This window comes from Idiomarina sp. ST10R2A5 (assembly GCF_051842325.1).
GTDB lineage: Bacteria > Pseudomonadota > Gammaproteobacteria > Enterobacterales > Alteromonadaceae > Idiomarina > Idiomarina abyssalis.
Window position 1 is genome coordinate 85,783 of sequence record NZ_JBNIEX010000007.1, and the last position, 23,087, is coordinate 108,869.

The 23,087-nt window shown below is 46.7% G+C and carries 17 protein-coding genes; 14 read left to right on the forward strand and 3 right to left on the reverse strand.

Annotated features, from left to right (window positions below):
• Position 1 precedes the first annotated feature (1 nt).
• The 3 genes from ACP7FG_RS10015 (at position 2) to ACP7FG_RS10025 (ending at position 2,794) form a co-directional block, all read left to right on the forward strand.
• A complete protein-coding gene (locus ACP7FG_RS10015) occupies positions 2-274 on the forward strand; it encodes an oxidative damage protection protein (RefSeq protein ID WP_054489235.1) in 273 nt (90 codons plus the stop codon).
• 154 nt (positions 275-428) lie between these two features.
• Complete coding sequence (proB, locus tag ACP7FG_RS10020) at positions 429-1,544, forward strand: glutamate 5-kinase (protein WP_054489237.1); 1,116 nt, start codon at positions 429-431, stop codon at positions 1,542-1,544.
• Positions 1,541-2,794, forward strand: a complete 1,254-nt coding sequence (locus tag ACP7FG_RS10025) for a glutamate-5-semialdehyde dehydrogenase (protein WP_222235669.1) — start codon at positions 1,541-1,543, stop codon at positions 2,792-2,794. Before proB ends, ACP7FG_RS10025 begins: the two co-directional genes overlap by 4 nt.
• Before the next feature lie 71 nt (positions 2,795-2,865).
• Here ACP7FG_RS10025 and ACP7FG_RS10030 read toward each other — a convergent pair whose 3' ends face one another.
• Positions 2,866-4,851, reverse strand: a complete 1,986-nt coding sequence (locus ACP7FG_RS10030) for a 3-deoxy-D-manno-octulosonic acid kinase (protein WP_439226276.1) — start codon at positions 4,849-4,851, stop codon at positions 2,866-2,868.
• 5 nt (positions 4,852-4,856) lie between these two features.
• Positions 4,857-5,633, reverse strand: coding sequence for a glycosyltransferase (locus ACP7FG_RS10035; protein ID WP_439226277.1), 777 nt, complete (start codon positions 5,631-5,633; stop codon positions 4,857-4,859).
• Between the two features lie 119 nt (positions 5,634-5,752).
• On the opposite strand from ACP7FG_RS10035, the gene ACP7FG_RS10040 reads away from it, so the two are divergent.
• Together ACP7FG_RS10040 and ACP7FG_RS10045 are read left to right on the forward strand one after the other, a co-directional pair.
• Complete coding sequence (locus ACP7FG_RS10040) at positions 5,753-7,309, forward strand: cryptochrome/photolyase family protein (RefSeq protein WP_439226278.1); 1,557 nt, start codon at positions 5,753-5,755, stop codon at positions 7,307-7,309.
• An 11-nt stretch (positions 7,310-7,320) separates the two neighbouring features.
• Positions 7,321-7,857 carry a lipocalin family protein gene (locus ACP7FG_RS10045; protein ID WP_439226279.1) on the forward strand — a complete coding sequence of 179 codons (537 nt, stop codon included), beginning with the start codon at positions 7,321-7,323 and terminating at the stop codon, positions 7,855-7,857.
• Here ACP7FG_RS10045 and ACP7FG_RS10050 read toward each other — a convergent pair.
• A complete protein-coding gene (locus ACP7FG_RS10050) occupies positions 7,854-9,632 on the reverse strand; it encodes a DEAD/DEAH box helicase (RefSeq protein WP_439226280.1) in 1,779 nt (592 codons plus the stop codon). The genes ACP7FG_RS10045 and ACP7FG_RS10050 overlap by 4 nt on opposite strands.
• A 344-nt stretch (positions 9,633-9,976) precedes the next feature.
• Here ACP7FG_RS10050 and ACP7FG_RS10055 point away from each other — a divergent pair, with 344 nt between their 5' ends.
• The 9 genes from ACP7FG_RS10055 (at position 9,977) to nspC (ending at position 23,073) form a co-directional block, all read left to right on the forward strand.
• Positions 9,977-11,419, forward strand: a complete 1,443-nt coding sequence (locus ACP7FG_RS10055) for an NAD-dependent succinate-semialdehyde dehydrogenase (RefSeq protein WP_439226325.1) — start codon at positions 9,977-9,979, stop codon at positions 11,417-11,419.
• On the forward strand, positions 11,416-12,789 hold the full coding sequence (locus ACP7FG_RS10060) for an aldehyde dehydrogenase family protein (RefSeq protein WP_439226281.1): 1,374 nt from the start codon (positions 11,416-11,418) through the stop codon (positions 12,787-12,789). Before ACP7FG_RS10055 ends, ACP7FG_RS10060 begins: the two co-directional genes overlap by 4 nt.
• Positions 12,790-12,871: 82 nt before the next feature.
• A complete protein-coding gene (gene trxA, locus ACP7FG_RS10065; RefSeq protein ID WP_439226282.1) occupies positions 12,872-13,723 on the forward strand; it encodes a thioredoxin in 852 nt (283 codons plus the stop codon).
• 76 nt (positions 13,724-13,799) lie between these two features.
• Positions 13,800-14,921 (forward strand): cell division protein ZapE, encoded by a 1,122-nt coding sequence (gene zapE / locus ACP7FG_RS10070; protein WP_439226283.1) that lies wholly within the window; start codon positions 13,800-13,802, stop codon positions 14,919-14,921.
• Between the two features lie 250 nt (positions 14,922-15,171).
• Positions 15,172-16,590 carry a sodium-dependent transporter gene (locus tag ACP7FG_RS10075; protein ID WP_439226284.1) on the forward strand — a complete coding sequence of 473 codons (1,419 nt, stop codon included), beginning with the start codon at positions 15,172-15,174 and terminating at the stop codon, positions 16,588-16,590.
• Position 16,591: 1 nt separating this feature from the next.
• Positions 16,592-18,430 (forward strand): GNAT family N-acetyltransferase, encoded by a 1,839-nt coding sequence (locus ACP7FG_RS10080; protein ID WP_439226285.1) that lies wholly within the window; start codon positions 16,592-16,594, stop codon positions 18,428-18,430.
• 65 nt (positions 18,431-18,495) lie between these two features.
• Complete coding sequence (locus ACP7FG_RS10085) at positions 18,496-20,652, forward strand: prolyl oligopeptidase family serine peptidase (protein ID WP_439226286.1); 2,157 nt, start codon at positions 18,496-18,498, stop codon at positions 20,650-20,652.
• Between the two features lie 72 nt (positions 20,653-20,724).
• Positions 20,725-21,924, forward strand: a complete 1,200-nt coding sequence (locus ACP7FG_RS10090) for a saccharopine dehydrogenase family protein (protein WP_278358477.1) — start codon at positions 20,725-20,727, stop codon at positions 21,922-21,924.
• Between the two features lie 15 nt (positions 21,925-21,939).
• Positions 21,940-23,073, forward strand: a complete 1,134-nt coding sequence (nspC, locus tag ACP7FG_RS10095) for a carboxynorspermidine decarboxylase (protein WP_199493569.1) — start codon at positions 21,940-21,942, stop codon at positions 23,071-23,073.
• Positions 23,074-23,087: the final 14 nt, after the last annotated feature.

A 23,087-nucleotide genomic window follows, 5' to 3' on the forward strand; every position in this document is an offset into this window, starting at 1 on the left:
CATGAGTCGTACCGTATTTTGCCAGCATTATCAGAAAGAAGCCGAGGGACTGGACTTTCAACTTTACCCCGGTGAACTGGGCGAACGAATTTTTAATAACATATCAAAAGAAGCCTGGGCTGAATGGCAAAAGAAACAGACCATGCTGATTAATGAAAAGCGACTAAATATGATGGATCCATCTGATCGCGAATTTCTTGAAGCCCAAATGACGGCCTTTTTATTTGAAGGCAAAGATCCCCAAATAGAGGGCTATACTCCTCCCGAGAAGTAATTGTCTCAGTAATCTTTTTTAAAGAATGCTCTTTTTTCTTGTCAATCTAAATTATTGTCTAATATATTGACAATAGGTATGGCTTATGAGCCTCACTGGAGCTTAGACAGCCAATCTGTTAGACTACTAACGAATTCAACAAAAGGGAGTCTCTATGAAAGCGCCATCCTGGCGAAGAGCCGTACTGAAAGTGGGGAGTGCGCTCATCGCGCCAGATGAAACTGGGGTTAGTACCAAATACCTTTTACCCATCGCTCGTTTTATTAACGAATGCCGCGAACGCGGACAAGAAGTTGTCTTAGTGTCATCGGGCAGTGTCGCTGCCGGACGCAAGCATATTAACTTTGAACACAAAAAAGTTCCTGTAGCCGTACGCAAAGCAATGTCAGCCGTCGGTCAGAATGAAATGATGGGCTACTGGTCGCGCTTCTTTGATTCCCCCTGCGCCCAGTTGTTAATGACACACAGTGACTTACGCGACCGCGCTCGCTACGTGAGCATTAAAAACACCTTAAACAGATTGTTAGAGCACAACATTTTACCTGTGGTAAACGAAAACGATGCTCTGGCTACCGACGAAATGAAAGTAGGCGACAACGACAACTTGTCAGCCATGGTAGCCACGTTAGTTGATGCTGACGCTCTGTTTATTTGTTCAGACATCGACGGCTTATACGATTCCGATCCAAACCTGAACCCGGATGCCAAGAAAATACCGGTGGTTGAACAAATTGACGAAAGTATTTACTCACTTGCCGGTGGTTCTGTGAGTTCTGTAGGTACTGGTGGTATGCGGACCAAAGTTGAAGCCGCTGAGAAAGCCACTTCCCATGGTATTGATACCTACATAGTCAACGGTCGCAAAGGTGAAACCTTTGAATCGTTGTTACAAGGTGACATCCCCGGCACATTATTCCGTCGCCAATCTGATCCAATTAGCAACAAAAAGCATTGGTTAAGACATACCTTGGTTGCTCAAGGTGAAATATTGGTTGATGAAGGTGCTGAAAAAGCATTAATTGAGAACGGTGCCTCGCTATTGAGTTCAGGCATTGTTGATGTACAAGGCGATTTTGATCGCGGTGACGCCGTGCTGGTTCGTAGTGCTAATGATACTGACGCCATTGCAAAAGGTATTTGTCAGTACAGCGCGCATGAACTTATGCACATTAAAGGGCAGCAAACAGAAGACATAGCTGAAAAATTTGGCTATAGCCCAATTACAGAAGTCATTCACCGTGACGATCTAATGATTTTGGAGGACGCATGAGCCAGCAATTAGCAAAAGAAATTTCACAGCGCGCTGCAAAAGCAGCACGCGCTGTAGCAACCTTATCTGAAGCAGATAAAAACCGTGTGCTACAGAAAATGGCAGACGCAATTCGCGCACGCCAGGACAAGATTATTGAAGTCAATAAGAAAGACCTGGCCACCGGTAAAGAGAAAGGTCTGAGCGATGCCATGATGGATCGCCTGGAATTGACTCCGGAACGTGTTGAAGGCATGGCGTCCGCCATTGAGGAAATCATTGCATTAAAAGATCCGGTCGGCGACAGCTACGTGCTGGATGAACGCCCTAACGGAATGAAAATTGAAAAAATGCGCATTCCACTCGGTGTTATCTGCATGATTTATGAAGCGCGTCCAAATGTGACCGCCGATGCCGGTGCCCTGTGCTTCAAGTCTGGCAACGCCGTTATATTACGTTGTGGCCGTGAAGCAATTGAGAGCAGTAAAGCCATTGCTGAAGCATTGCACGAAGCTTTAGAAGCCAGCAACTTGCCGAAAGACGTCATCACGGTAGTACCGACACCTGATCGTGAACTGATGACCGAGTTACTGCAACAGAAAGATTATATTGACCTGGTTATCCCTCGTGGCGGCGAAGGTCTGATTCACTTTGTTAGTGACACCAGTAAGATCCCGGTGATTCAACACTACAAAGGCGTTTGTCATCTGTACGTTGATAAAGACGCCGACCTTGATAAAGCCCTGGCTATTTTACTTAATGGTAAAACCCAGCGTACCGGCGTTTGTAACGCGCTTGAAGGCTTACTGGTTCATCAGGATGTTGCTGATAAATTCTTACCTATGGCTGCTAAAGCCCTGGCTGAGAAAAACGTAACAATCCACGCCGATAAACGCTCAGTAAGCTACTTTGACGGCGCTGATGAGATTGCAGACGATGCCTTTGGCGAAGAATACCTTGCTCTGGAAATTGCGGTTAAAACCGTTGATAACTACGAAGGTGCTATCGAGCATATTCAGGAGTTTGGTAGTGGTCATACAGAAGTGATTATTACTGAAAACGATGAAACCGCTAAGCGTTTCATTCGTGAAGTAGATTCAGCCGTTACTATGGCGAATGTCTCATCTCGCTTCTCAGACGGCGGTCAGTTAGGTTTAGGTGCCGAAATTGGTATTTCTACCAGTAAGCTGCACGCTTATGGACCAATGGGTCTTGAAGCACTAACAACTGAAAAATTCGTGGTAACCGGTAACGGTCAAGTTCGCGACTAATTCAGTGCTTTAACGCATAAAAAAGCCCCGGCTCATTGAAGTGAGCCGGGGCTTTTTTTATGGATTGAAGCTTAACGGCGATAACCCGTTAATAACTCAGGCCAGTCACGAGACTCCTTCCAGTAAAAAGTCTCGTTCTTTTCTTTTTCTTTGCGCAGGGAGCGCAGCAAACGCTGAATATTCGCTTCCTTCCATTCACCACTTTCACGGAAATCACACTTATCAAAGTCCACAATCCAGGCTTTGTCGTTGTCATCCAGCATAAGGTTGTGACAATTCAAATCCGAGTGATAAACACCAGTATCGTGCAATTGCTTAATAGCAGTTCCGAGCTTTTGCCAAAGCTCTGCTGAAAGCTGTTTCTCACGCAATAGCCGATAAACATCAACTGCGCCAGGAATCACTTCAACTAAAATATCAGCTTTATAACTAAATACGCCGGTCTTTTCCATTCTCGCCGCCACAGGGCGAGGAACCGGCAAGCCAATATCACGGAGTTTACAGAGCAAATCAAACTCGTGTATTGCCCGGCTTTTCTCCGCTGGCTCGCGTAAAAAACGGTCTTTATTAATTTTTCCAACTAAACCACCACGGTAATAGTGTCGTAACAAAAGCCCCAAATCGCCTTGTTGGATAAACCAAACAGTTGCACGCCCCGTCGAATTCCCGGCAATCGCCTTTTGTTGCTGCCAATATTGGGCTGAAAAATGCTTATCTTCTATCGTTTCCATAATATCGCTGTCATAGCGAATGAGCCCTCGGGGAGTCTGCTCTGTTTTTATCATACCGCTTCCTGTCAGAGTATATTCCAGTGCTCGCTTTAAGACTCTTAACGTAGCACCCTGATGCGTTTGTAAAACGCTTTTAGCAGCTTCATGTTGCGTTTTCATGACCGCTGTCTGCTGCATCAAACTCACTGCCTGTTTAATTTCTTCGGCATTTTTTACCCACCGTACAGCACCGACTTTAGACAGCTCAGCGTAAACCTGTGGGAAATTAAATACATGCCGCCCAGACATAACATTGGAGCCAGAAGCAATAACTTCAAGGGGGTTGTGCCCTCCACGCTCAATGATACTTCCGCCGACAAAGCTCATAGAAGCTAACTGCCCCCACAGCATCATTTCCCCCATACTGTCAGCGAGAAAGACATCACAGTCCTGTGGTATCTCATTAAACTCGCTGCGTCGAGCCAACTTTAGTCCCGACTGCCGGGTCAGCTCAGCAACTTTTTCAAATTGCTCCGGATGCCTTGGCGCAATAATAAGACAGGCATCAGGTTGTTCTGCCTGAACCAGCTTATGTGCTTCAAGAAGAACTTCATGCTCCCCGGGGTGACTGCTACTCGCCAACCAGACACTCCTTCCAGAGCAACTCTGCTTCCACGGGTAAGCTTTATCGGTATCCTTGCCGGAAAGTTGGATATCGTATTTAAGGTTTCCGTCTACAAAAAGCCGGCTCGGCGCTACCCCAAAAACTTTCATTCGACGCGCAGTTTCTTTATTCTGAACCGACACCAGAGTCAGTTGTTTCCATACAGCCTTCATAAGCCAATGGAAACGCCGATAACCCTTGGCGGAGCGCGCCGAAAGCCGGGCATTCAATAAACTTACTGGTACATTAGCTTTGGAAAAATGGTTCAGCATCTGCGGCCAAAGCTCTGTCTCCATTATCCATACAGCTTTAGGTTTCAGCTTACGCACGAAGCGCTTCGCTGAACCCGGAGTATCAACTGGCCAATAAAGACAGCTGACAGACTTGCCAAAATGCTGCTGAATGAGCGTCCTGGCGGTTGGCGTCATACAAGTAATCAGCACTTTTTGTCCGGGCTGTTGATGCAACAGCTGCTCTATTAATCGCTTAGCCGCTAAGGTTTCTCCAACAGAAACACTGTGGATAACAAAGCACCCCTGCAGCTTTTTATCAACAGCGCCTAATGCAAGCCTTTCTGACCAGTTCTGACGGTAACGGGCATCCTTCTTGCCACGCAGCCACAACCAGACAAAAACGGCTGGAGTGACCAGCCGCAATAGCATTCCATAGAGCCACAGTCTCATATTCTTTAACGCCAATACTCGGCAATCCACTTAGTCGGCAGGACTTTCCGGTACCACTTACCGCTTCGGCCTTCTAATGCATCATCCGGGTGTGGCTTGCCATGAAAGATAATAACTTTTGCTTCTTCAGGTATACGGGGCTCCTGGAAAAAGCTTAACGGGAACGGGCGCAGACAATGACGTTTGAAGCTACGACACCACTTTTCCGGCCAGTATTTCAGCTTGTTCTGACGGTCGACAAAGTGCGTAATGTACTCTTGTTCATTTCGCACATCGGCGGTAGCTGCATCAGGGTCTTTCTTCAAATGCTCTAAGGCGTCTTCATGTGCCCCAATATTGAACCGGAATACCGAGGTATTGCCTGTAGCGTCTGATTTATCCCATTCTTTGATCACCATAAAGTCACCTTCAGGTTCAAAGAATTCATCAAGACTGCCGACAATAATAATATCCAGGTCCAGAAACAGTGTAGGCCCTTCAAGATCATACAAAGGGTTTGCGAAACAAGTCAGCTTTAGCCAACCGTGTCCTTTAGTCCAGGGAAGCTGTTCATCAAAGTCTTTAAAGCCGATTTTAGGAATCGCCTTTACTTCAATGTCGTCATTAATGCCTTCAAAATCGTCTGTAAAACAAACAAAACGGAATGGCCGGCTGAGATGTCGACTGACCATAGAGTGCAAAGTATTGACGTAATCTGAGCCATACTTTTTACCCCATTTAATACAAATTACATTAACTGTGTTTTGCTCTGAAAAGTTTCCGCTCTCTGTAACCTGATTCATAATCACTCCTGGATCTTAAATTACCGCGCATCATGCCATATTTTAGCTCATTTAGGTACGCCGATCTGAATCCTCAGAGCCTGCGTATTAGCTGACTGAACATTTAAACTTAAGTGACTATGACCACTCATACCGTTCGGCTAGTACTCGGCGACCAACTCAATGTCAGGCATTCCTGGTTCCGACAAAAGGAGCAAGGCGTACTTTATGTCATGATGGAGCTCAAACAGGAGACTGACTATGTCGTTCATCATCGACAAAAAGTTTTGGCTTTTTTTAGCGCAATGCGCGCCTTTGCTAATGCATTAGACTCGGCTGGACATCGGTTACACTATATTAAACTGGATGACAGCGACAACCAGCAAAGTCTGACACAAAACCTTGAATATATTATGGCTCAAAACAAGAGAGCGATCCTGGAGTGTCAGCAACCCGACGAGTATCGGCTCGATCACCAACTTAGAAGCTGGGCCGGCGCCAGAAGCATCAAGTTAAACTGGTATGATACTGAGCATTTCCTCACTGCGCGTGATTCATTAAGAGAATATTTTCCCGATAGCAAAAACTACTTAATGGAAACCTTTTACAGAAAGGTGCGCCAGCAATACGATATTTTGATGGAAAATGGTCGCCCGGTCGGCGGTCGCTGGAATTACGATGAGGAAAACCAGAAAAAGATTCCTGCCAATCAAGGTGTAGAACCTCCCCTGGTATTTTCTAATGATGTCTCAGATATCGATACTTTGCTGCAAAAGTGCCATATTCAGACAATGGGCAAAGCTTCCCCAAACCAATTAATATGGCCGGTAAACCGTCAACAATCACAACAGTTACTTGAACATTTTTGTCAGTTTGGGCTGCCCAATTTTGGTCGTTATCAGGACACTATGGCAACAGCAGACACACTTAAGGAAGCCCACTGGAGTTTGTATCACTCCAGGCTCTCGTTCTCTTTAAACACGAAAATGTTACATCCACTAGAAGTTGTAAAAGCAGCTGTTAATACCTGGTCTGAGAATCAAGAAAGTATATCAATCGCTCAGATTGAAGGCTTTTGCCGGCAAATTATCGGCTGGCGTGAATTCGTCCGGGGGATTTACTGGGCGCATATGCCTGACTACAAAAACCTTAACGCCCTGGATCATAATAAACCTTTGCCTCATTTTTACTGGACTGGCGACACCAAAATGAATTGCCTGCATCACTCTATTGAGCAATCCTTAGAATATGCGTATGCACACCATATACAGCGGTTAATGATAACCGGAAACTTTGCCTTGTTGGCGGGTGTGTCACCAGATGCTCTGGATGACTGGTACCTTGGTATTTACATTGATGCTATTGAATGGGTAGAGATGCCTAATACCAGAGGTATGAGTCAGTATGCTGACAACGGTCTGATTGCCACAAAGCCTTATATTGCCAGTGCTAACTATATGCAGAAAATGGGGCACTATTGTAAAGAGTGCTATTATGATCCAAAGAAAAAAAGTGGAGATAAAGCCTGCCCTTTTAACAGCCTGTACTGGCATTTTATTGAGCGTCACAAAGAACAGTTTAAAGATAATCACAGAATGCGCATGATGTATCAGGTATGGGGTAAGAAAACCAACGAAGAACAGCAGGCGCTACTGAAACAGGCCGAAATTTATTTAGATAATATCAACGAGTTATAAAAGGAAGCACAATGAACAAATGGATAATCCCGCTACTTTTAACAGTTCTGCTGAGTGCCTGTAACACGCAGCCAACACCGGTAGCCAATGTTGTCGAAGACTTCGAGGCAAAACGTTACTTAGGCAAGTGGTACGAAATTGTCCGCATGCCACACAGCTTTGAAGAAGGTCTGCAAAGCGTTACGGCAGAGTATCGCCTAAACGGTGACGGTACCTTAGAGGTTACAAATCGCGGTTATCATGTTGAAAACGAAGAGTGGCAGACAGCTATTGGTCTGGCTAAACCCATTGAAAACATGAAAGCAGCTTACAAAGTGACGTTTTTCTGGCCATTCTACGGTGGGTACTATGTCAGTTGGCTGGATGACAACTATCAGTTGGCAATAGTAACCAGTGACTCACACGAATACTTTTGGTTATTGTCGCGGACTCCTGATGTTGCTCAGGATGATATTGACTATGCCTTAGCTAAGGCTCATGAATGGGGATACGATATAGACCAGATGATCATGGTTGATCATCCGGCCGAATTTCAAGACGCTAATTAATTAAAGCGGCGCGCAGCACCCTTACCGGAGTTGCGCTTAGGTCCGCCGCGAGCATCACGGTCACGCGGTGGGCGTGGCGCACGTTTTACTTGCTCATCGCTTAACTCAAGACCCATTGGCTGCTGACGCACACGGGCTTTTTTCAGTACATGCATAATATCTTTTGGCATACCCTTAGGTAGCTGCACTAAAGAATGATTATCAAACAACTGAATTTGACCAATGTACTTGCTGTCCATTGAAGCTTCGTTAGCAATAGCACCAACGATGTCACCAGGGCGAGCACCATGTTCGCGGCCAACCTGAATTTTGTAAGTTTCAAAATCCACATCGGCGGCACGGCTTGTCGCACGCTCTGCACGAGGTTTGCGTTTATCACCACGATCACTGCGCTCATTGCGACCTGAACGTTCACTGCGCATTTCACGCACAGGGCGGTCCTCTTTCAGGAACAATGGACGCTGCTCGTTCTGTTGAGTCAGAAGAGCTAATGCAATTTCTTCAGCACTCAATTCAGACTGTTCCAGCCACTGCCCTAACAGCTTCTCAAGTTTAGGCTTATCAGCGCTTGCAGTTTCAGGTGCCAGTGACGCTTGCAGCTTTTCTAATAACTGTTGCTGACGATACTTGCTCAGTTCGTTAGCGTTTGGTACTTCAAAGAACTCAACCGGTGCATTGGTTAAGCGTTCATAGTGACGCAACAAATGACGCTCTTTTGCACGGAAGAACAAAATCGCTTCACCTGTACGGCCCGCACGACCAGTACGTCCAATACGGTGAACATAAGATTCAGTATCGCTTGGTAAGTCATAGTTAATAACGTGCGTAATTTCAGGAACATCTAAGCCACGAGCAACAACGTCGGTTCCTACCAGAATTTCGATGTGTCCACTACGTAACTGACTGACGGTCTGCTCACGCTGAGCCTGGTTCAAATCACCGCTTAATGGCGCCGCTTTAAAGCCGTTGCGTTGCAATAATTCAGCCACGTCCATTGTATCCTGACGGGTACGTACGAATATCAATGCGCGCTGATACGGAGTCACTTCTAACAACCGGGTCAGAGCAGTCATTTTAGTCATGCCCTGGACCTTCCAGGCTTTCTGCTTAATGGTCGCTTTTTCGCGAGCAATAGCTTCAATCTGAATGTTCAGTGGATCTTTCAGGAACGTTTTTGCCAGTTTGCGAATCGCGTTCGGCATAGTTGCTGAAAATAATGCACGTTGTGCAGTACTCGGTACGGCTTTCAAAATGGTTTCGATGTCTTCAATGAAACCCATGTTAAGCATTTCATCGGCTTCATCCAGAACACCCACTTTCAAACCGTCCAGTTGCAGAACGTTTTTGTTTAATAAGTCGATAAGACGACCCGGGGTACCAACAACAATGGCGGTTCCCTGCTTCAGAGCTTTGACCTGCGGTCCAAATGGCGCTCCACCGTATACCGTTGCGACGCCAACACCACGCATTTTTGCAGCAAAGCCTTCAAGCGCTTCAGCAACCTGAATAGCCAGCTCACGAGTTGGCGTTACTACTAATACCTGAGTTTGCTTAACTGATGCGTCTATTTTTGCCAACGCTGGTAGACCAAAAGCGGCAGTTTTACCGGTACCTGTCTGGGCTTCACCCAATACATCCTGACCTTCAAGCAACGCAGGAATAGCCTGCAGCTGAATAGGAGTAGGGGTTAAAAACTGCATTGCGTTTAATTGTTCAAGCACAGCACTAGGTAAGGCCATGTCGTTAAACGACACGCCCGTTTGGGTATTTGACATATTTGTCTCACTTTATTCCCGTTTGCCCATTGGCAAACACAACAAAAAAGGGGTTATGGCCCGGCAACAGGAATCAGTATTCAGTCTCTAAACTGTCTGGACTGGAATCAGGCGCTGCAACCCCACGAATCAAGGGTGACCGCTGCCTCATCAGTTATGCGGTGTTCCTTGAGGAACGGCGGATTATACGTTTTTTTACCAGGAACGCAATGTATTTGAGCTTTTTTTCACCAAACACATCAATTTCTGTCAAAATCATCGAAAAAGTTGAACCATTTCTCTTTATATTGCCTACATTATTAGAGAGTTTTTTCAAATTTGGAGGCACTATGTCAGCACATTCTATGTCATCGTTGACTAAGAAAGATTGCTTTATCGAAGGTCACTGGGTTCCTACAGACAAACGTTTCTCAGTTACCAACCCGGCAACCGGCGACGTGTTAGCCGAAGTTGCTGACGCCGACGAGGATTTAACGCAACGCGCTATCAATGTTGCTGAAACGGCTTTGAAAAGCTGGCGTAAGAAAACCGCTCGCGAGCGTGCAGTTCTTCTGCGTAAATGGTACGAAGCCATGATGGAAAACAAGCAAGCACTGGGCGAATTAATGAGTGCTGAGCAAGGTAAACCCGTCGCCGAAGCCGTTGGTGAGGTCGAGTACGGCGCCAGCTTTGTCGATTGGTTTGCCGGCGAAGCTGAACGCATCGATGGCGATATATTGCCTAATGCTGACAGCAGTAAGCGCGTCATGGTAACTAAAGAGCCAGTGGGTGTCTGTGCGGCCATTACTCCGTGGAACTTCCCGAATGCCATGATCACTCGCAAAATAGCACCGGCATTGGCAGCAGGCTGCACTATCGTAGTTAAGCCGCCCCAGCTAACGCCTTTATCCAGTTTAGCCCTGGCACAGCTAGCCAGTGAGGTTGGTATTCCCGATGGTGTCATTAATATCATTCCAACCAGCGACGCAAAAACAGTCGGCAAACGTTTGGCTACCTCTCCTAAGGTTCGCAAGTTGTCATTTACCGGCTCAACCGGGGTTGGCAAAATTTTAATGCAACAATGTTCAGAGCACGTAACCAAACTGTCATTAGAGCTTGGAGGTAATGCCCCTTTCATCGTCTTTGATGACGCCGATATTGAACAAGCAGCTGAGCAGCTCATTGCCTGCAAATTCCGTAACGGCGGGCAAACCTGCGTATCGGCCAATAGAATACTGGTACAAAAATCTGTCGCCGAGAAGTTTACAGATGCTGTTGTCAGCAAGGTAAAAGGTCTGAAAGTGGGGCCGGGAACTGAAGAAGGCGTCGACTTAGGTCCACTTATCGATCAGGATGCAGTTGATAAGGTTCAGCGGCTGGTATTGTCGGCCAAGTCTGATGGTGCAACCATAGAAACCGGCGGTTCAGTAATGACCGAGCTCGGTGATTTATTCTACGCTCCGACGGTATTAACTGGCGTCACTGACGATATGGACATCAGTGAAGAAGAGATCTTTGGCCCGGTGGTGGCTATTAATACCTTTGAAAGCGAAGAAGAAGGTATCGAGAAAGCGAATAACACACCTTTTGGTCTGGCCTCTTACTTTGCAGCAAAAGACACAGCTCGTATCTTCCGCGTCAGCGAAGCGCTTGAATATGGCATGGTTGGTGTTAATACCGGTGGAATTTCTCACGCCTACAATCCGTTTGGCGGAATTAAAGAGTCAGGTGTTGGTCGTGAAGGTTCTAAATACGGTATAGACGAATACCTTGAGTTAAAAACAGTGACTCTTGGCGGACTTGGATGAACCCATTCGAAAGTACATTTAAACAGCTGAAAAGCCATTTCGACAGCGGACTCACCCGTCCGCTGTCATGGCGTTTAAATCAACTAAAACAACTGAAACGCTTCCTGGATGAAAATGAAAAACCTTTACTGGAAGCATTAAAGAATGACCTGAACAAGCACCCGAGTGAAGCACGCTTAACTGAATTGCAGTTTTTGCAAAGCGATATTAAACACACAATAAAAGCCTTACCGAAATGGAGCAAAGCCCGTAAAGTCGGAAATCCATTACTCGCCTGGCCCGCTAAAAGTCAGTTAGTCCCTGAGCCTTTAGGTACAGTATTAATTTTAGGCGCCTGGAACTACCCTTTACAGCTACTTTTAGCGCCTTTAGTGGCAGCTATCGCTGCGGGTAATTGCGCATTAATAAAACCATCCGAGCATGCATCTGCAACGGCGGATTTACTATCCCGACAGCTCCCCGACTACCTGGATAACTCCGCCATAAAAATTGTGACCGGAGCGGCAACCGAGTCGCAACAGCTGACAACATTGCCTTTTGACCACATTTTTTATACCGGTGGTGAACATGCCGCTAAATCAATTATGGCAGCCGCAGCTGAAAATTTAACACCCGTCACACTTGAGCTTGGCGGCAAAAGTCCCGCGGTAGTTTTAGCCGATGCACCTATTCAGGTAGCAGCCCGACGCATTGTCTGGGGTAAATTCCTGAATGCCGGTCAAACCTGTATTGCACCTGACTACGTACTGGTCGAAGACAGTGTAAAAGAACAACTCATTAGCGCTATGCATCAGGAGCTGGTTAACTTTTACGGCGATGACCCACAGAACAGTGACTGTTACGGCAGAATTATTCACCAGGGGCATTGGCAGCGTCTCACGCAAATGCTGGATCAGGAAAACATCGCTATTGGAGGCGACTTTGATAAAGCGGAGCGTTATATCGCACCAACCATAGTCGATGGCGTTAAAGAAAACAGTGCCCTCATGCAGGAAGAAATTTTTGGCCCAATACTTCCTGTTATTACCATTAAATCAGCAGCCGATGCGATTGAGAAAATCCATCGCCATCCTAAACCGCTTGCGCTTTATGTCTTTAGCAACACTCAACGGCTACTCTCTTTATTTACCGAGAAAGTTTCTGCCGGAAACGTGTGCTACAACGATACGCTCATGTTTATGCTTAACGACAAACTGCCATTTGGCGGTGTTGGTCGCAGCGGTATGGGTCGCTACCATGGTAAGTTTGGGTTCGACACATTCAGCCATTTAAAGCCCGTTATGAAGCGCAGTTTTCGGTTTGATGTTGCCTTGCGCTATCCGCCTTACAGCAAGTTTAAGGACAAAATCTTATCCTGGTTTAGTCCCTAGGCATTGAAATTCAGCGGGTGCGTCTGCATATCACTAGTAACAGTTTAGTGAAATGAAATATCTACAGGAGCGCGCGCTGCTAATGTCTGAATCCAACATCGTTAACGTTGACTTGCAAAACTTCCAGCAGGTTCTACTGGAAGGTTCAAAAGAAAAACTCATTATTATCGATTTTTGGGCAGACTGGTGCGAGCCCTGCAAACAGCTCATGCCAGTACTGGAAAAGCTGGCCTCGCAATACAGTGACCAGGTTATCCTCGCCAAAATAAACTGTGATGAACAGCAAGAGCTGGCAATGCAGTTTGGTATTCGAAGCTTACCTACAGTCGCCTTTTTTAAAGATGGCCAGCCCGTAGACAGTTTTGGCGGAGTCAAAACTGAAGGCGAAATTCGTGAAATACTGGATAAACATCTGCCCAGTCCGTCTGACGACTTGATTCAGCAAGCTCAAACCGCGATGGGCGAAGGTGATGCGAATAAAGCTTATACGTTAGCGAAACAGGCTTACGATATCGACAGCAGCAATATGCAGGCATTGAAACTGCTGGCCGAAGCTGCCGTTGATGCTGGCCGCCTAGACCAGGCAAAAGAACTGGTCTCTAAAATTCCAATGGTTGAACAAGATGGCGACTACCAGCGCATAAAAGGTAAACTTGAACTTGCCGAAGATGCCGCCGACTCACCGGAACTGAGAGCTCTGCAGGAGCAGGTCGAAAATCAACCCGACGATTTATCTCTAAAGCTGCAGCTTGCTCTTAAACTTCATGAAGCACACCGCGATGAAGAAGCCTTAGAGCTGGTATTCACCGTGTTAGCTAAAGATGTGAACTTTGCTGATGCGAAAAAATACGCGCTCGACATTATCAATTCCTTACCGGATGGTGATCCTCTGGCAGCGACCTATCGTAGGAAGTTATACAGCACTATGTATTAATGGCTGTTCACTAGCAACTTTGGCCGGCTTCCTCAGCCGGCTTTTTTTTATCCTGGCTTTTCGTGATAATAACTCCATGCAGAAAATCTATCATCAGCGTATTCAGTTCGGGTCACTTCAGTCCGATAAACACCAACACAGTGCTGTTAATGCACTGCAACAGCGACTGGACTCACTTGCCCGAGGTAATCAACCACAAAGCCTGTACCTGTTTGGCCCTGTAGGCCGTGGGAAAACGCTTTTAATGGACTTGTTTTACCAATACCTTCCGAAAGACAAAGCCATACGTCTGCACTATCACCACTTTATGGCAAAAATTCACACAGCCCTTAACCAAAGACAAGGCGAAGCCGACCCTATGGAAGCCATTGCAAGTTCCTGGGCGCAGCAATATTCGGTTATCTGTCTTGACGAATTCTTTGTCGAAGACATTGGTGATGCAATGATCCTGGCCAGGTTATGGGAAGCTCTGTTCAATAACGGCGTTACCTTGGTAACCACTTCAAACGCACCACCCAAAGAACTTTACAAAGGTGGTTTGGCACGTCACCGTTTTGAACCTACCATCGACTTACTGAATGAAGAATGTGAATGTCTGGATTTAGGCTTAGGCACCGACTATCGGCGACTTAAGGATACAGACCTGCCGTTTTACCTCAAACAGGGAACTCAAAAGCAGTTGCGTTCGGTCGCAGAAAAGCAGTTTGGGGAAACTCTCCAATGCTCCTCTATTTCGGTTATGAACCGGTCAATTCACTCTTTATGGCGAAACGATAACGTCATTGGCTTTGAGTTTATGGCACTTTGCTCAGGCCCCAGAAGCCAACGCGACTACATGGAGTTAGCCGCTCAATATAGTGCAATTGCGGTCCATGGTGTGCCCACATTTTCTTATCTGCCCGATAAAGACCTGGTACACGGCGTTGAAGAAACTTATCAACGTGAGCATCAAACCAATAGCGTCAGCAAACTGGATAATGAAGCGCGTCGTTTTATCGCTTTGGTTGACGAATGCTACGACAACGAGTGCCTGCTAATACTGACCGCAGAAACCGATATCGATAAGTTGTATCAGGCAAAGCAGCTGGAGTTTCCTTTCAGACGGTGCGTTTCTCGTCTATTTGAAATGCAGCAGTGGGGAAACTCAATGAAAGGAAACACGCTGGTAAAAAGACGCCAATCTGTTCCAGAGAGCTAAATTCCCTGTATTTACCAGCGTGTTAAAACTGAGTTATAAAAAGGTTATATTATTTTTAACAAATTCCAATATTGCAATTGTAATGGATGTTAAAATAAATTTTGTTTTTAAACCTAATTTCCCGCATTCTGCCGCACAATCACTGATTAGCTGCTTGCCGTTAAATTGCCACCTTGCTAGGATTGCTGAAATTTGCTGAACGGCAGCGCTTACAAGGCGTTAAAACAATAACGAGAAAAGAAGGTTCAGAATGAGCGAACAACGCGATCAATTTAGCTCTAAGATTGGATTTATATTAGCGGCAGCAGGTTCTGCTGTCGGCATTGGCAACCTGGTTGGCTTCCCGGTTGCGGCTACCAAGAACGGTGGCGGTGCATTTTTAATTATCTATGCCTTGTTCGTTGCTTTCATCTGTATACCGGTCATGCTTGCCGAAATGGGCCTCGGCCGTCGCGCACAAAAAAGCCCTCTCGGCTCCTATAAGGCCTTATCGCCAAATAATAAAGGATGGCACATTGCTGGCTTACTGGCGGTGATTACGCCATTCATGATTGCCGTTTTCTACATGGTCATTACTGTCTGGATATTTGGTTACCTGTGGCATTCCATCATGGGTAACCTCGATATGCTTGCCAACCCGGAGTATTTTTCTCAATTCGTTAACGACTACGGTTTTGTTGGCTTTCTTGTCGCCGTCACTATCATTATTAACGTTATTTTGATTGGAGGGGTTCGCCAGGGTATCGAAAAAGCGGCCAAGTTCCTTATGCCAGCATTGTTCATTATGCTTATTCTGCTGGTTATCTTTGTTCTTTCGCTGGACAACGCCGTCCTTGGACTGGAGTTTTATTTAGTCCCTGACTTTTCAAAAATTGACGGTTCAGTGATAAACGGCGCTTTAGCACAGGCATTCTTCTCGCTTTCTCTGGGCATGGGTATTTTAATTACTTATGGCTCTTACTTTAGCCGTCGCGATGACATTGTTACTTCAGGTAAACTGGTCGCATTAACAGATACCGCCGTAGCCTTTACCGCAGGTTTAATGACACTGCCTGCAATATTTGCCATCAACCCAAATACTGACCCGGACGCATTAAGTGACTCATCGGTTAGCATGATCTTCTCGTTTTTCCCGCAAATCTTCATCGCGCTTGAAGGCGTTGTCGGTTATGTAGGAGCGAGTATTGCTGCGACTGTCTTCTTTCTTCTGACCTTTATTGCAGCCATTACTTCATTGGTTTCAATTCTTGAAGTTCCGACCGCAGCGGTTATTGAGCAAGCCAAGATCAGCCGTAAAAAAGCTCTGTTGTTTATGGGTATCGCCGTTACCATTTTAACCCTTATTGCCGCCACTTCTTTTGGTTTTGTTCCGGCATTTACTGAGTTTACTTTCTACGCGGACACGCCTAAGTCAGTTTTTGATGTTATCTATGACGTTTTCTACGATACCATTTTGCCGCTGAATGGCCTGCTGATTTGCTTGTTTGTCAGCTTTCACTGGCGTCGCAAGAATCTGGACGCTGAACTTGCCGAAGGCAACCCAGGGTACCCAAATACACTGCTGGCTAAATACGTGCGTTTATCCATTTGCACCTTTATTCCACTGATATTGGCAGCAGTATTTATTAATACGGTGCTCACGAAGTTCTTCGCAATCTCTATTTTCTAGCATGTCCAAACGCAGCGGTTACAGAAAACTTGAACTGCTGCATGATGCGAGCCTTTGGCAGCAACATTGCCAGGCTCGCTCCGGCCTTTCTATCTATTTATCCGACACGAATAAACAGGCAGATGCTGCGCTCTCGCGTTATCGTGACTACCTTGGCCATGAATTTGAACGTGTCTTTATAGATTGCCGCGACAGTTTGCATGCTGACGCCATTGCGGCGCTTTGCGGAACGGTAACCGCCGGTGGACTCTTATCGATATTGCTACCTGAAAAGCCCAATGCCATGAGCCAGCGCATGGAGCATTTTGCTTTAAAGTACTGGAGCAATGCCGCCGCTGACCTTTCTCCTGAAACCTCTACTGAATCATTACCGGCAGGCAACAAGCTTAAACTCACATCGGAACAAAGTGACATTTTGGAGCTCGTTAACGAGACCGGTTCAGGCGCTAAGAGTGAGCCGACAACTCACATCATAACGGCTGAGCGTGGACGGGGTAAAAGTACTTTACTGGGGCAGGCTCTCGCCCATGCAAAGAATAAAAGCTCTGTTATTGTCACCGCCCCACGAAAAGCCAACGCCAAAGTTTTACTGCAACAAGCTCCTCAGGCTAAGTTTGTCGCCTGGGATAAGCTTCTTGAACAACCAGACGCCCCCGACAAGCAGTTAATTATCGATGAAGCCGCCGGTCTGCCGCTTTGGGCAACTGAGAGGCTTTGTCAAAAGTTTACACCGTGGCTGCTTGCCACCACAGTAGCCGGATATGAAGGCTGTGGCCGTGGCTTTGCTGTGCATTTTACAGACTGGGCAAAGAAAAACCTGGCCGGGGTTGCTATTCACCAGCTGACTCAGCCCATGCGCTGGCCCGTCAATGACCCACTAGAACAATGGCTAACAGAAACTTTTTTGTTAGACGAAAAACGCCCCTTGGCTTCCTCAACTGAAGCCATAACAGGCACCTTTATAAAGCACGCGTCTGAACTCGAAGAAAGCCTCTTACAACAATGCTTTCAACTCTTGCTCAATGCTCACTACCAAAGCAGTCCTAACGACTTGAACCTCTTACTAACCGAGCCGCTGCATAAAGTTGCGTATAGCCTTGAGCAAGGTAGAGTTACTGCTGTTGCCTGGTTAATGGCTGAAGGCCCTATTGACGCACCATTAAAGCACGATATTAAACAGGGGCGACGCCGTCCAAAAGGTAACTTACTTCCTCAGGCTATCGGCTATTTCCTGCAGCAAGAATGGGCTTTCGATTTATCCTGGTTACGAGTAGCCCGAATAGCAGTACCCGCCGACAAGCGTCGCCGCAAGTACGCTTCAGCATTACTCACTGAAATATCCAAGTGGGGCGGAGATAATCACTTTCAAGTATTAGGAACCAGTTTTGCCTGGTCATCAGAGTTAGATACGTTTTGGCAAAATAACAATTACGCGCCATGGCGTATAAGCAGCCGTATTGATTCCGTTTCCGCCCGCCCTGCTGCTATTTATGCATACCCGTTTAGCACCAACAATTCGCAACAGTTTCAACGCCTCAGTGCGTGGGGGCAGCAGAAGTTACAGTGGCTGTCTAAAGATATAGCTGCGTTAGCTTCCACCGAAAATCTTAGCGAAATAAGAGCCCTGATTATCGATTCCTATACTCGCCATATAATTCCCTTCGATGCCGCGCATTTTGCCTTAGCACAGTGGCTTTACTGGCAACATCCCGACCACACATTAACATCGTTGATCTGCAAGCCAGATATAACACTGAAACAACTCGGCCAAGTCTGGGGCGGGCTTTCGCAGCGGCAAGCTAACGAAAAATTGTGTAAAGACATACGAGCACTGCGCTAATGTGACTTGTTGTTTTCGTTACAACTTTCTATCATCAACACAGAACTTCACCAGGAATCTCTACCATGACTCGTTATTCGGTTTTTATTGCTTGTTCTACTGTGCTGATACTGAGCGCCTGTAGTTCTTTTGAAAAGGAGAAAGAACAACCTGAAGGCCCTTATCCGGAAACAAAAACCGTTGATCAACAAGATAACTACCACGGGACTCTGGTGGAAGACCCTTATCGTTGGTTAGAACAAAACAACCAAGAAGTTGAGAACTGGGTTAACGAGCAAAACCAGCTATCAACACCAGCGCTTCAGGACTACTCTCAATTTCAGAACATTAAAGACAGAATGACGGAGCTTTGGAACTACGAAAAAGTGAGTACGCCCTTTCGCTATGCTGATCGTTACTTCTATTTCTCCAACGACGGGCTGCAAAACCAAGCCGTTCTCTATACTATGACCGACCTAAGCAGCGCACCGGATGTACTGATTAACCCTAATACATTTAGCGACGACGGTACCGTTTCACTGGCCCGCATTAGTGTTTCACCACAGGCAAAATACGTGGCATACGCACTATCTGACGGGGGCAGTGACTGGACACAGATAAAAGTCCGTAATATTCAATCAGGAAAAGACACCAGCGACCTGATCAAAGGGGTGAAATTTAGTGAGGTGGCATGGCTGCCTAACGAGCGTGGTTTTTATTACAGTCGTTATCCGCAAAAAGAAGACGGAAGCTTTGATGACTCAAAGCCGGTCAGTGTCTATTTCCACAAACTGGGAACCAAACAAAGTGAAGATGAGCTCATTTTTGCTTTTGATAAAAAACCAAGCTGGAACCCTTATCCAAAAATATCTGACGACGGCCAGTACTTACTCGTTGATGTATTCAAAGGCTATGATGCCAACGCGGTATACGTGCGACCTTTAGCACAGGAAGAAGCGCCCTTTAAGAGCTTGTTCACAGCGTGGGACGGGCAATACCAATATGTTACCAGTCACAACGGAAAGCTTTATTTTAAAACCACAAATGGCGCACCAACTGGCCAGGTTATTGCCGTTGACCCTGAGCAACCGGCTCCCGAAAACTGGACAGAAATTATCGCACCTAAAACTCATACCTTAAAAGAGGTCAGCGCCGTAGGTGGGCAGCTGTTTGCTCACTACCTGCAGTCGGCTCGCTCGCGGGTGGCTATCTTTGATATCGAGGGAACGATGCTGCAGGAGCTTGCTTTACCGGGTATTGGCTCAATTGACGGTTTTAAGGGCAGCCACAAAGCGCCGGATACATTCTTCACGTTTAAAGGTTTTACCGAGCCGGGCAAAGTGTATCGTTACCAACCAGAGCAACAGCGCACAACCCTTTGGTATGAAACCGAGGTGCCAGCGAGTTTAGACCAATATACAACCGAGCAAGTGGTGTATAACAGTGCTGATGGCACCGAAGTGCCTATGTTCCTCGTTCATCACAAAGACCTGGAACTGAATGGTAACAATCCGACGCTGTTATATGGTTACGGCGGTTTCAATATTTCCCTCACTCCCGACTACGATACAACTCGTGTTGTCTGGCTGGAAATGGGCGGCGTACTGGCCATTCCCAACTTACGAGGTGGCGGTGAGTTCGGCGAAAAATGGCATCAGCAGGGCACTAAAGAAAACAAGCAAAATGTATTTGATGACTTTATTGCCGCGGCCGAATGGCTAATAAATAATAACTACACGAATAAAGACAAACTGGCTATTCAGGGGCGCAGTAACGGTGGTTTACTGGTAGGAGCAACAATGGTTCAGCGACCTGAACTCTTTGCTGCGGCTCTTCCGGCTGTTGGCGTGCTCGATATGCTGAGGTATCAGCTTCCCAGCGCGAATGCCAGAGGCTGGAGTAGTGAGTTTGGTCTAAGCGAAAACGAGGAAGACTTCAAAACATTGTACGAGTACTCCCCTGTTCACAATACAGAGAGTGGTACCTGTTATCCGCCAACCCTTATTACTACGGGTGATCACGACAACCGAGTTGTCCCCTGGCACAGTTATAAATTTGCAGCAGCACTGCAGCGAGACCAAAGCTGCGACAACCCAATATTATTAAACGTAGAAACCCGGGCCGGACACGGTGCCGGCACACCAACCTGGATGCGCATTGAAGAACATGCCGAAAACTGGGCATTTTTACATAAGCATTTAGGTATGGATTCCGAGGCAGCACAAAGCAACGCTTCTGAATGATGATTCCATAAAAATATGCTATCTTTCGCAGCAACTTTATTAGTTAAAAGATTTCTGTGAAGGATAGCATTCATGTCTAAAGTTCTAATTATTGGTGCCGGCGGTGTTGCTGGCGTAGTCGTACAAAAATGTGCGGGCCTGCCGGAAGTATTCTCTGAGATTCACCTGGCCAGCCGTACCCTGTCAAAATGTCAGGCGTTGCAGGAAAAAGCGGGTAAAGACCGCGTTGTTGGTGTGTATCAGGTAGACGCCGATGATTCAGCAGAAGTGGCTGAGCTCATCCGTGGCATTAACCCGTCACTGGTTATCAACGTCGCACTTCCGTATCAGGACTTACCTATCATGGACGCTTGTCTGGAAACCGGAGTGCACTACCTTGATACCGCAAACTACGAACCAAAAGACGAAGCCAAATTTGAATACTCATGGCAGTGGGCTTATCAGGAGCGTTTCAAAGAAAAAGGCTTAATGGCGTTGTTGGGCGCCGGTTTTGATCCGGGCGTAACCAACGTCTTTACCGCCTATGCCGCTAAGCATTACTTTGATGAAGTCCATTACCTGGACATTGTTGACTGTAACGGTGGTGACCACGGTCAGGCATTTGCAACCAACTTTAATCCGGAAATTAATATTCGCGAAATTACCCAGAAAGGTAAGTACTGGGAAAACGGCGAGTGGCACGAAACTGCCCCTATCAGCGTGCGTAAAGATCTGGACTACCCTAACGTTGGCGTGCGCCCTTCTTACCTGCTTTTCCATGAAGAGCTCGAGTCGCTGGTTAAGCACTTCCCGACTATTAAACGCGCGCGCTTCTGGATGACCTTTGGCGATCAATACCTGACTCACCTACGCGTACTTGAAAACGTCGGCATGACCTCTATCCAACCGGTAGAGTTTGAAGGCAAAAAAATTGTACCTCTGGAGTTTTTAAAAGCCGTGCTACCTAACCCAGGCTCTCTGGCAGAAGGTTACACCGGCAAAACCTGTATTGGTACTTATGTGACAGGAATGAAAGACGGTCAGGAAAAGACCATTTTCATTTACAATAATACGGACCACGCCGAAACCAACAAAGAAGTGGGCGCACAAGCGGTATCCTACACAACGGGTGTACCAGCAATGATTGGCGCATCTTTAATGTTACAAGGTAAATGGATGGAGCCTGGTGTCTGGAATATGGAGCAGTTTGACCCGGACGAGTTTATGGAGCGCCTGAACAAGTATGGCCTTCCATGGCAAGTTCAGGAATGCAATAAGCCATTTGAGAAGTAACAGAGAAGACAACGCATGAGCCAATATACATCGCCGGAAATTCCGTCTCCCTGCTATGTGCTGGATGAAAAACTGCTGCGCAAGAACCTGGAGCTGATGCAAAAGGTGCAAGAGCAAAGTGGTGCTGACATTATTCTGGCACTGAAAGGCTATGCCATGTGGTCGGCCTTTCCGCTTATCCGTCAGTATCTGAAAGGCTGCACAGCCAGCTCTGTCTGGGAGGCAAAGCTGGCAGCGGAAGAGTTTTCACGCGAAGTTCACGCTTATGCGCCAGCTTATAAACAAGAAGACATCGACGAGCTATTGCCGTTGGTCAATCACTTGTCATTCAACAGTGTCTCTCAGTGGCATAAATACCGTGAACAAACTGCAGCTGCCGGTGTTTCTATTGGTCTTCGTATTAACCCGGAGCATCAGGAAGCAGAAACCGAGCTTTATGATCCCAGTGCTCCCGGTTCACGTCTGGGGATTCGCGCCAGCGAGCTTCAGCAGCAGGACTTAACCGGCGTTGACGGTTTGCACGTGCACAACCTGTGCGAGTGCGACTCGTTTGCTCTTGAGCGCACACTTGATGCTGTTGAAAGCCGTTTTGGCGAGCAATTAAAACAAATGAAGTGGCTGAACTTAGGCGGTGGGCATCTCATGACCCGTCAGGGTTACGATGTTGATCACCTGATAAAGCAGCTGAAACGCTTGCGCGAAACTTATGATCTGCAAGTGATACTGGAGCCTGGCTCGGCAGTGGCCTGGCAAACCGGTCCGCTGGTCTGCGAAGTGGTGGATATTGTTGAGAACCAGGGACAAATCGCTTTACTGGACATTTCAGCAACGGCTCACATGCCGGACGTGCTGGAAATGCCATATCGCCCGGTCATTACCGGCGCAGGCTTACCCGCCGAAAAAGCCTTCAGTTACCGTTTAGGTGGCAACAGTTGCTTAGCCGGGGATGTTATCGGTGAGTACAGTTTTGATCAGCCTCTGGCTGTTGGTGACCGTTTAGTTTTTGAAGACATGATGCACTACACCATGGTGAAGACATCCTTCTTTAACGGCGTTCAGCATCCGGCTATTGGTATTTTACGGGAAAGTGGTCAGTTTGACTGTGTACGGCAATTTAGTTACGAAGATTTCCGCAACCGCTTGTCTTAAGCACAAGTAAACTT

What these genes read in the sequence shown, in the direction of transcription:
- ACP7FG_RS10055 (WP_439226325.1), top strand. Translation starts at nt 9,977, where the DNA reads ATGTCATCGTTGACTAAGAAAGATTGCTTTATCGAAGGTCACTGGGTT.
- ACP7FG_RS10090 (WP_278358477.1), top strand. Translation starts at nt 20,725, where the DNA reads ATGTCTAAAGTTCTAATTATTGGTGCCGGCGGTGTTGCTGGCGTAGTC.
- ACP7FG_RS10040 (WP_439226278.1), top strand. Translation starts at nt 5,753, where the DNA reads ATGACCACTCATACCGTTCGGCTAGTACTCGGCGACCAACTCAATGTC.
- ACP7FG_RS10075 (WP_439226284.1), top strand. Translation starts at nt 15,172, where the DNA reads ATGAGCGAACAACGCGATCAATTTAGCTCTAAGATTGGATTTATATTA.
- ACP7FG_RS10060 (WP_439226281.1), top strand. Translation starts at nt 11,416, where the DNA reads ATGAACCCATTCGAAAGTACATTTAAACAGCTGAAAAGCCATTTCGAC.
- proB (WP_054489237.1), top strand. Translation starts at nt 429, where the DNA reads ATGAAAGCGCCATCCTGGCGAAGAGCCGTACTGAAAGTGGGGAGTGCG.
- ACP7FG_RS10080 (WP_439226285.1), top strand. Translation starts at nt 16,592, where the DNA reads ATGTCCAAACGCAGCGGTTACAGAAAACTTGAACTGCTGCATGATGCG.
- ACP7FG_RS10050 (WP_439226280.1), bottom strand. Translation starts at nt 9,632, where the DNA reads ATGTCAAATACCCAAACGGGCGTGTCGTTTAACGACATGGCCTTACCT.
- ACP7FG_RS10035 (WP_439226277.1), bottom strand. Translation starts at nt 5,633, where the DNA reads ATGAATCAGGTTACAGAGAGCGGAAACTTTTCAGAGCAAAACACAGTT.
- trxA (WP_439226282.1), top strand. Translation starts at nt 12,872, where the DNA reads ATGTCTGAATCCAACATCGTTAACGTTGACTTGCAAAACTTCCAGCAG.
- zapE (WP_439226283.1), top strand. Translation starts at nt 13,800, where the DNA reads ATGCAGAAAATCTATCATCAGCGTATTCAGTTCGGGTCACTTCAGTCC.
- ACP7FG_RS10045 (WP_439226279.1), top strand. Translation starts at nt 7,321, where the DNA reads ATGAACAAATGGATAATCCCGCTACTTTTAACAGTTCTGCTGAGTGCC.
- ACP7FG_RS10015 (WP_054489235.1), top strand. Translation starts at nt 2, where the DNA reads ATGAGTCGTACCGTATTTTGCCAGCATTATCAGAAAGAAGCCGAGGGA.
- ACP7FG_RS10030 (WP_439226276.1), bottom strand. Translation starts at nt 4,851, where the DNA reads ATGAGACTGTGGCTCTATGGAATGCTATTGCGGCTGGTCACTCCAGCC.
- nspC (WP_199493569.1), top strand. Translation starts at nt 21,940, where the DNA reads ATGAGCCAATATACATCGCCGGAAATTCCGTCTCCCTGCTATGTGCTG.
- ACP7FG_RS10025 (WP_222235669.1), top strand. Translation starts at nt 1,541, where the DNA reads ATGAGCCAGCAATTAGCAAAAGAAATTTCACAGCGCGCTGCAAAAGCA.
- ACP7FG_RS10085 (WP_439226286.1), top strand. Translation starts at nt 18,496, where the DNA reads ATGACTCGTTATTCGGTTTTTATTGCTTGTTCTACTGTGCTGATACTG.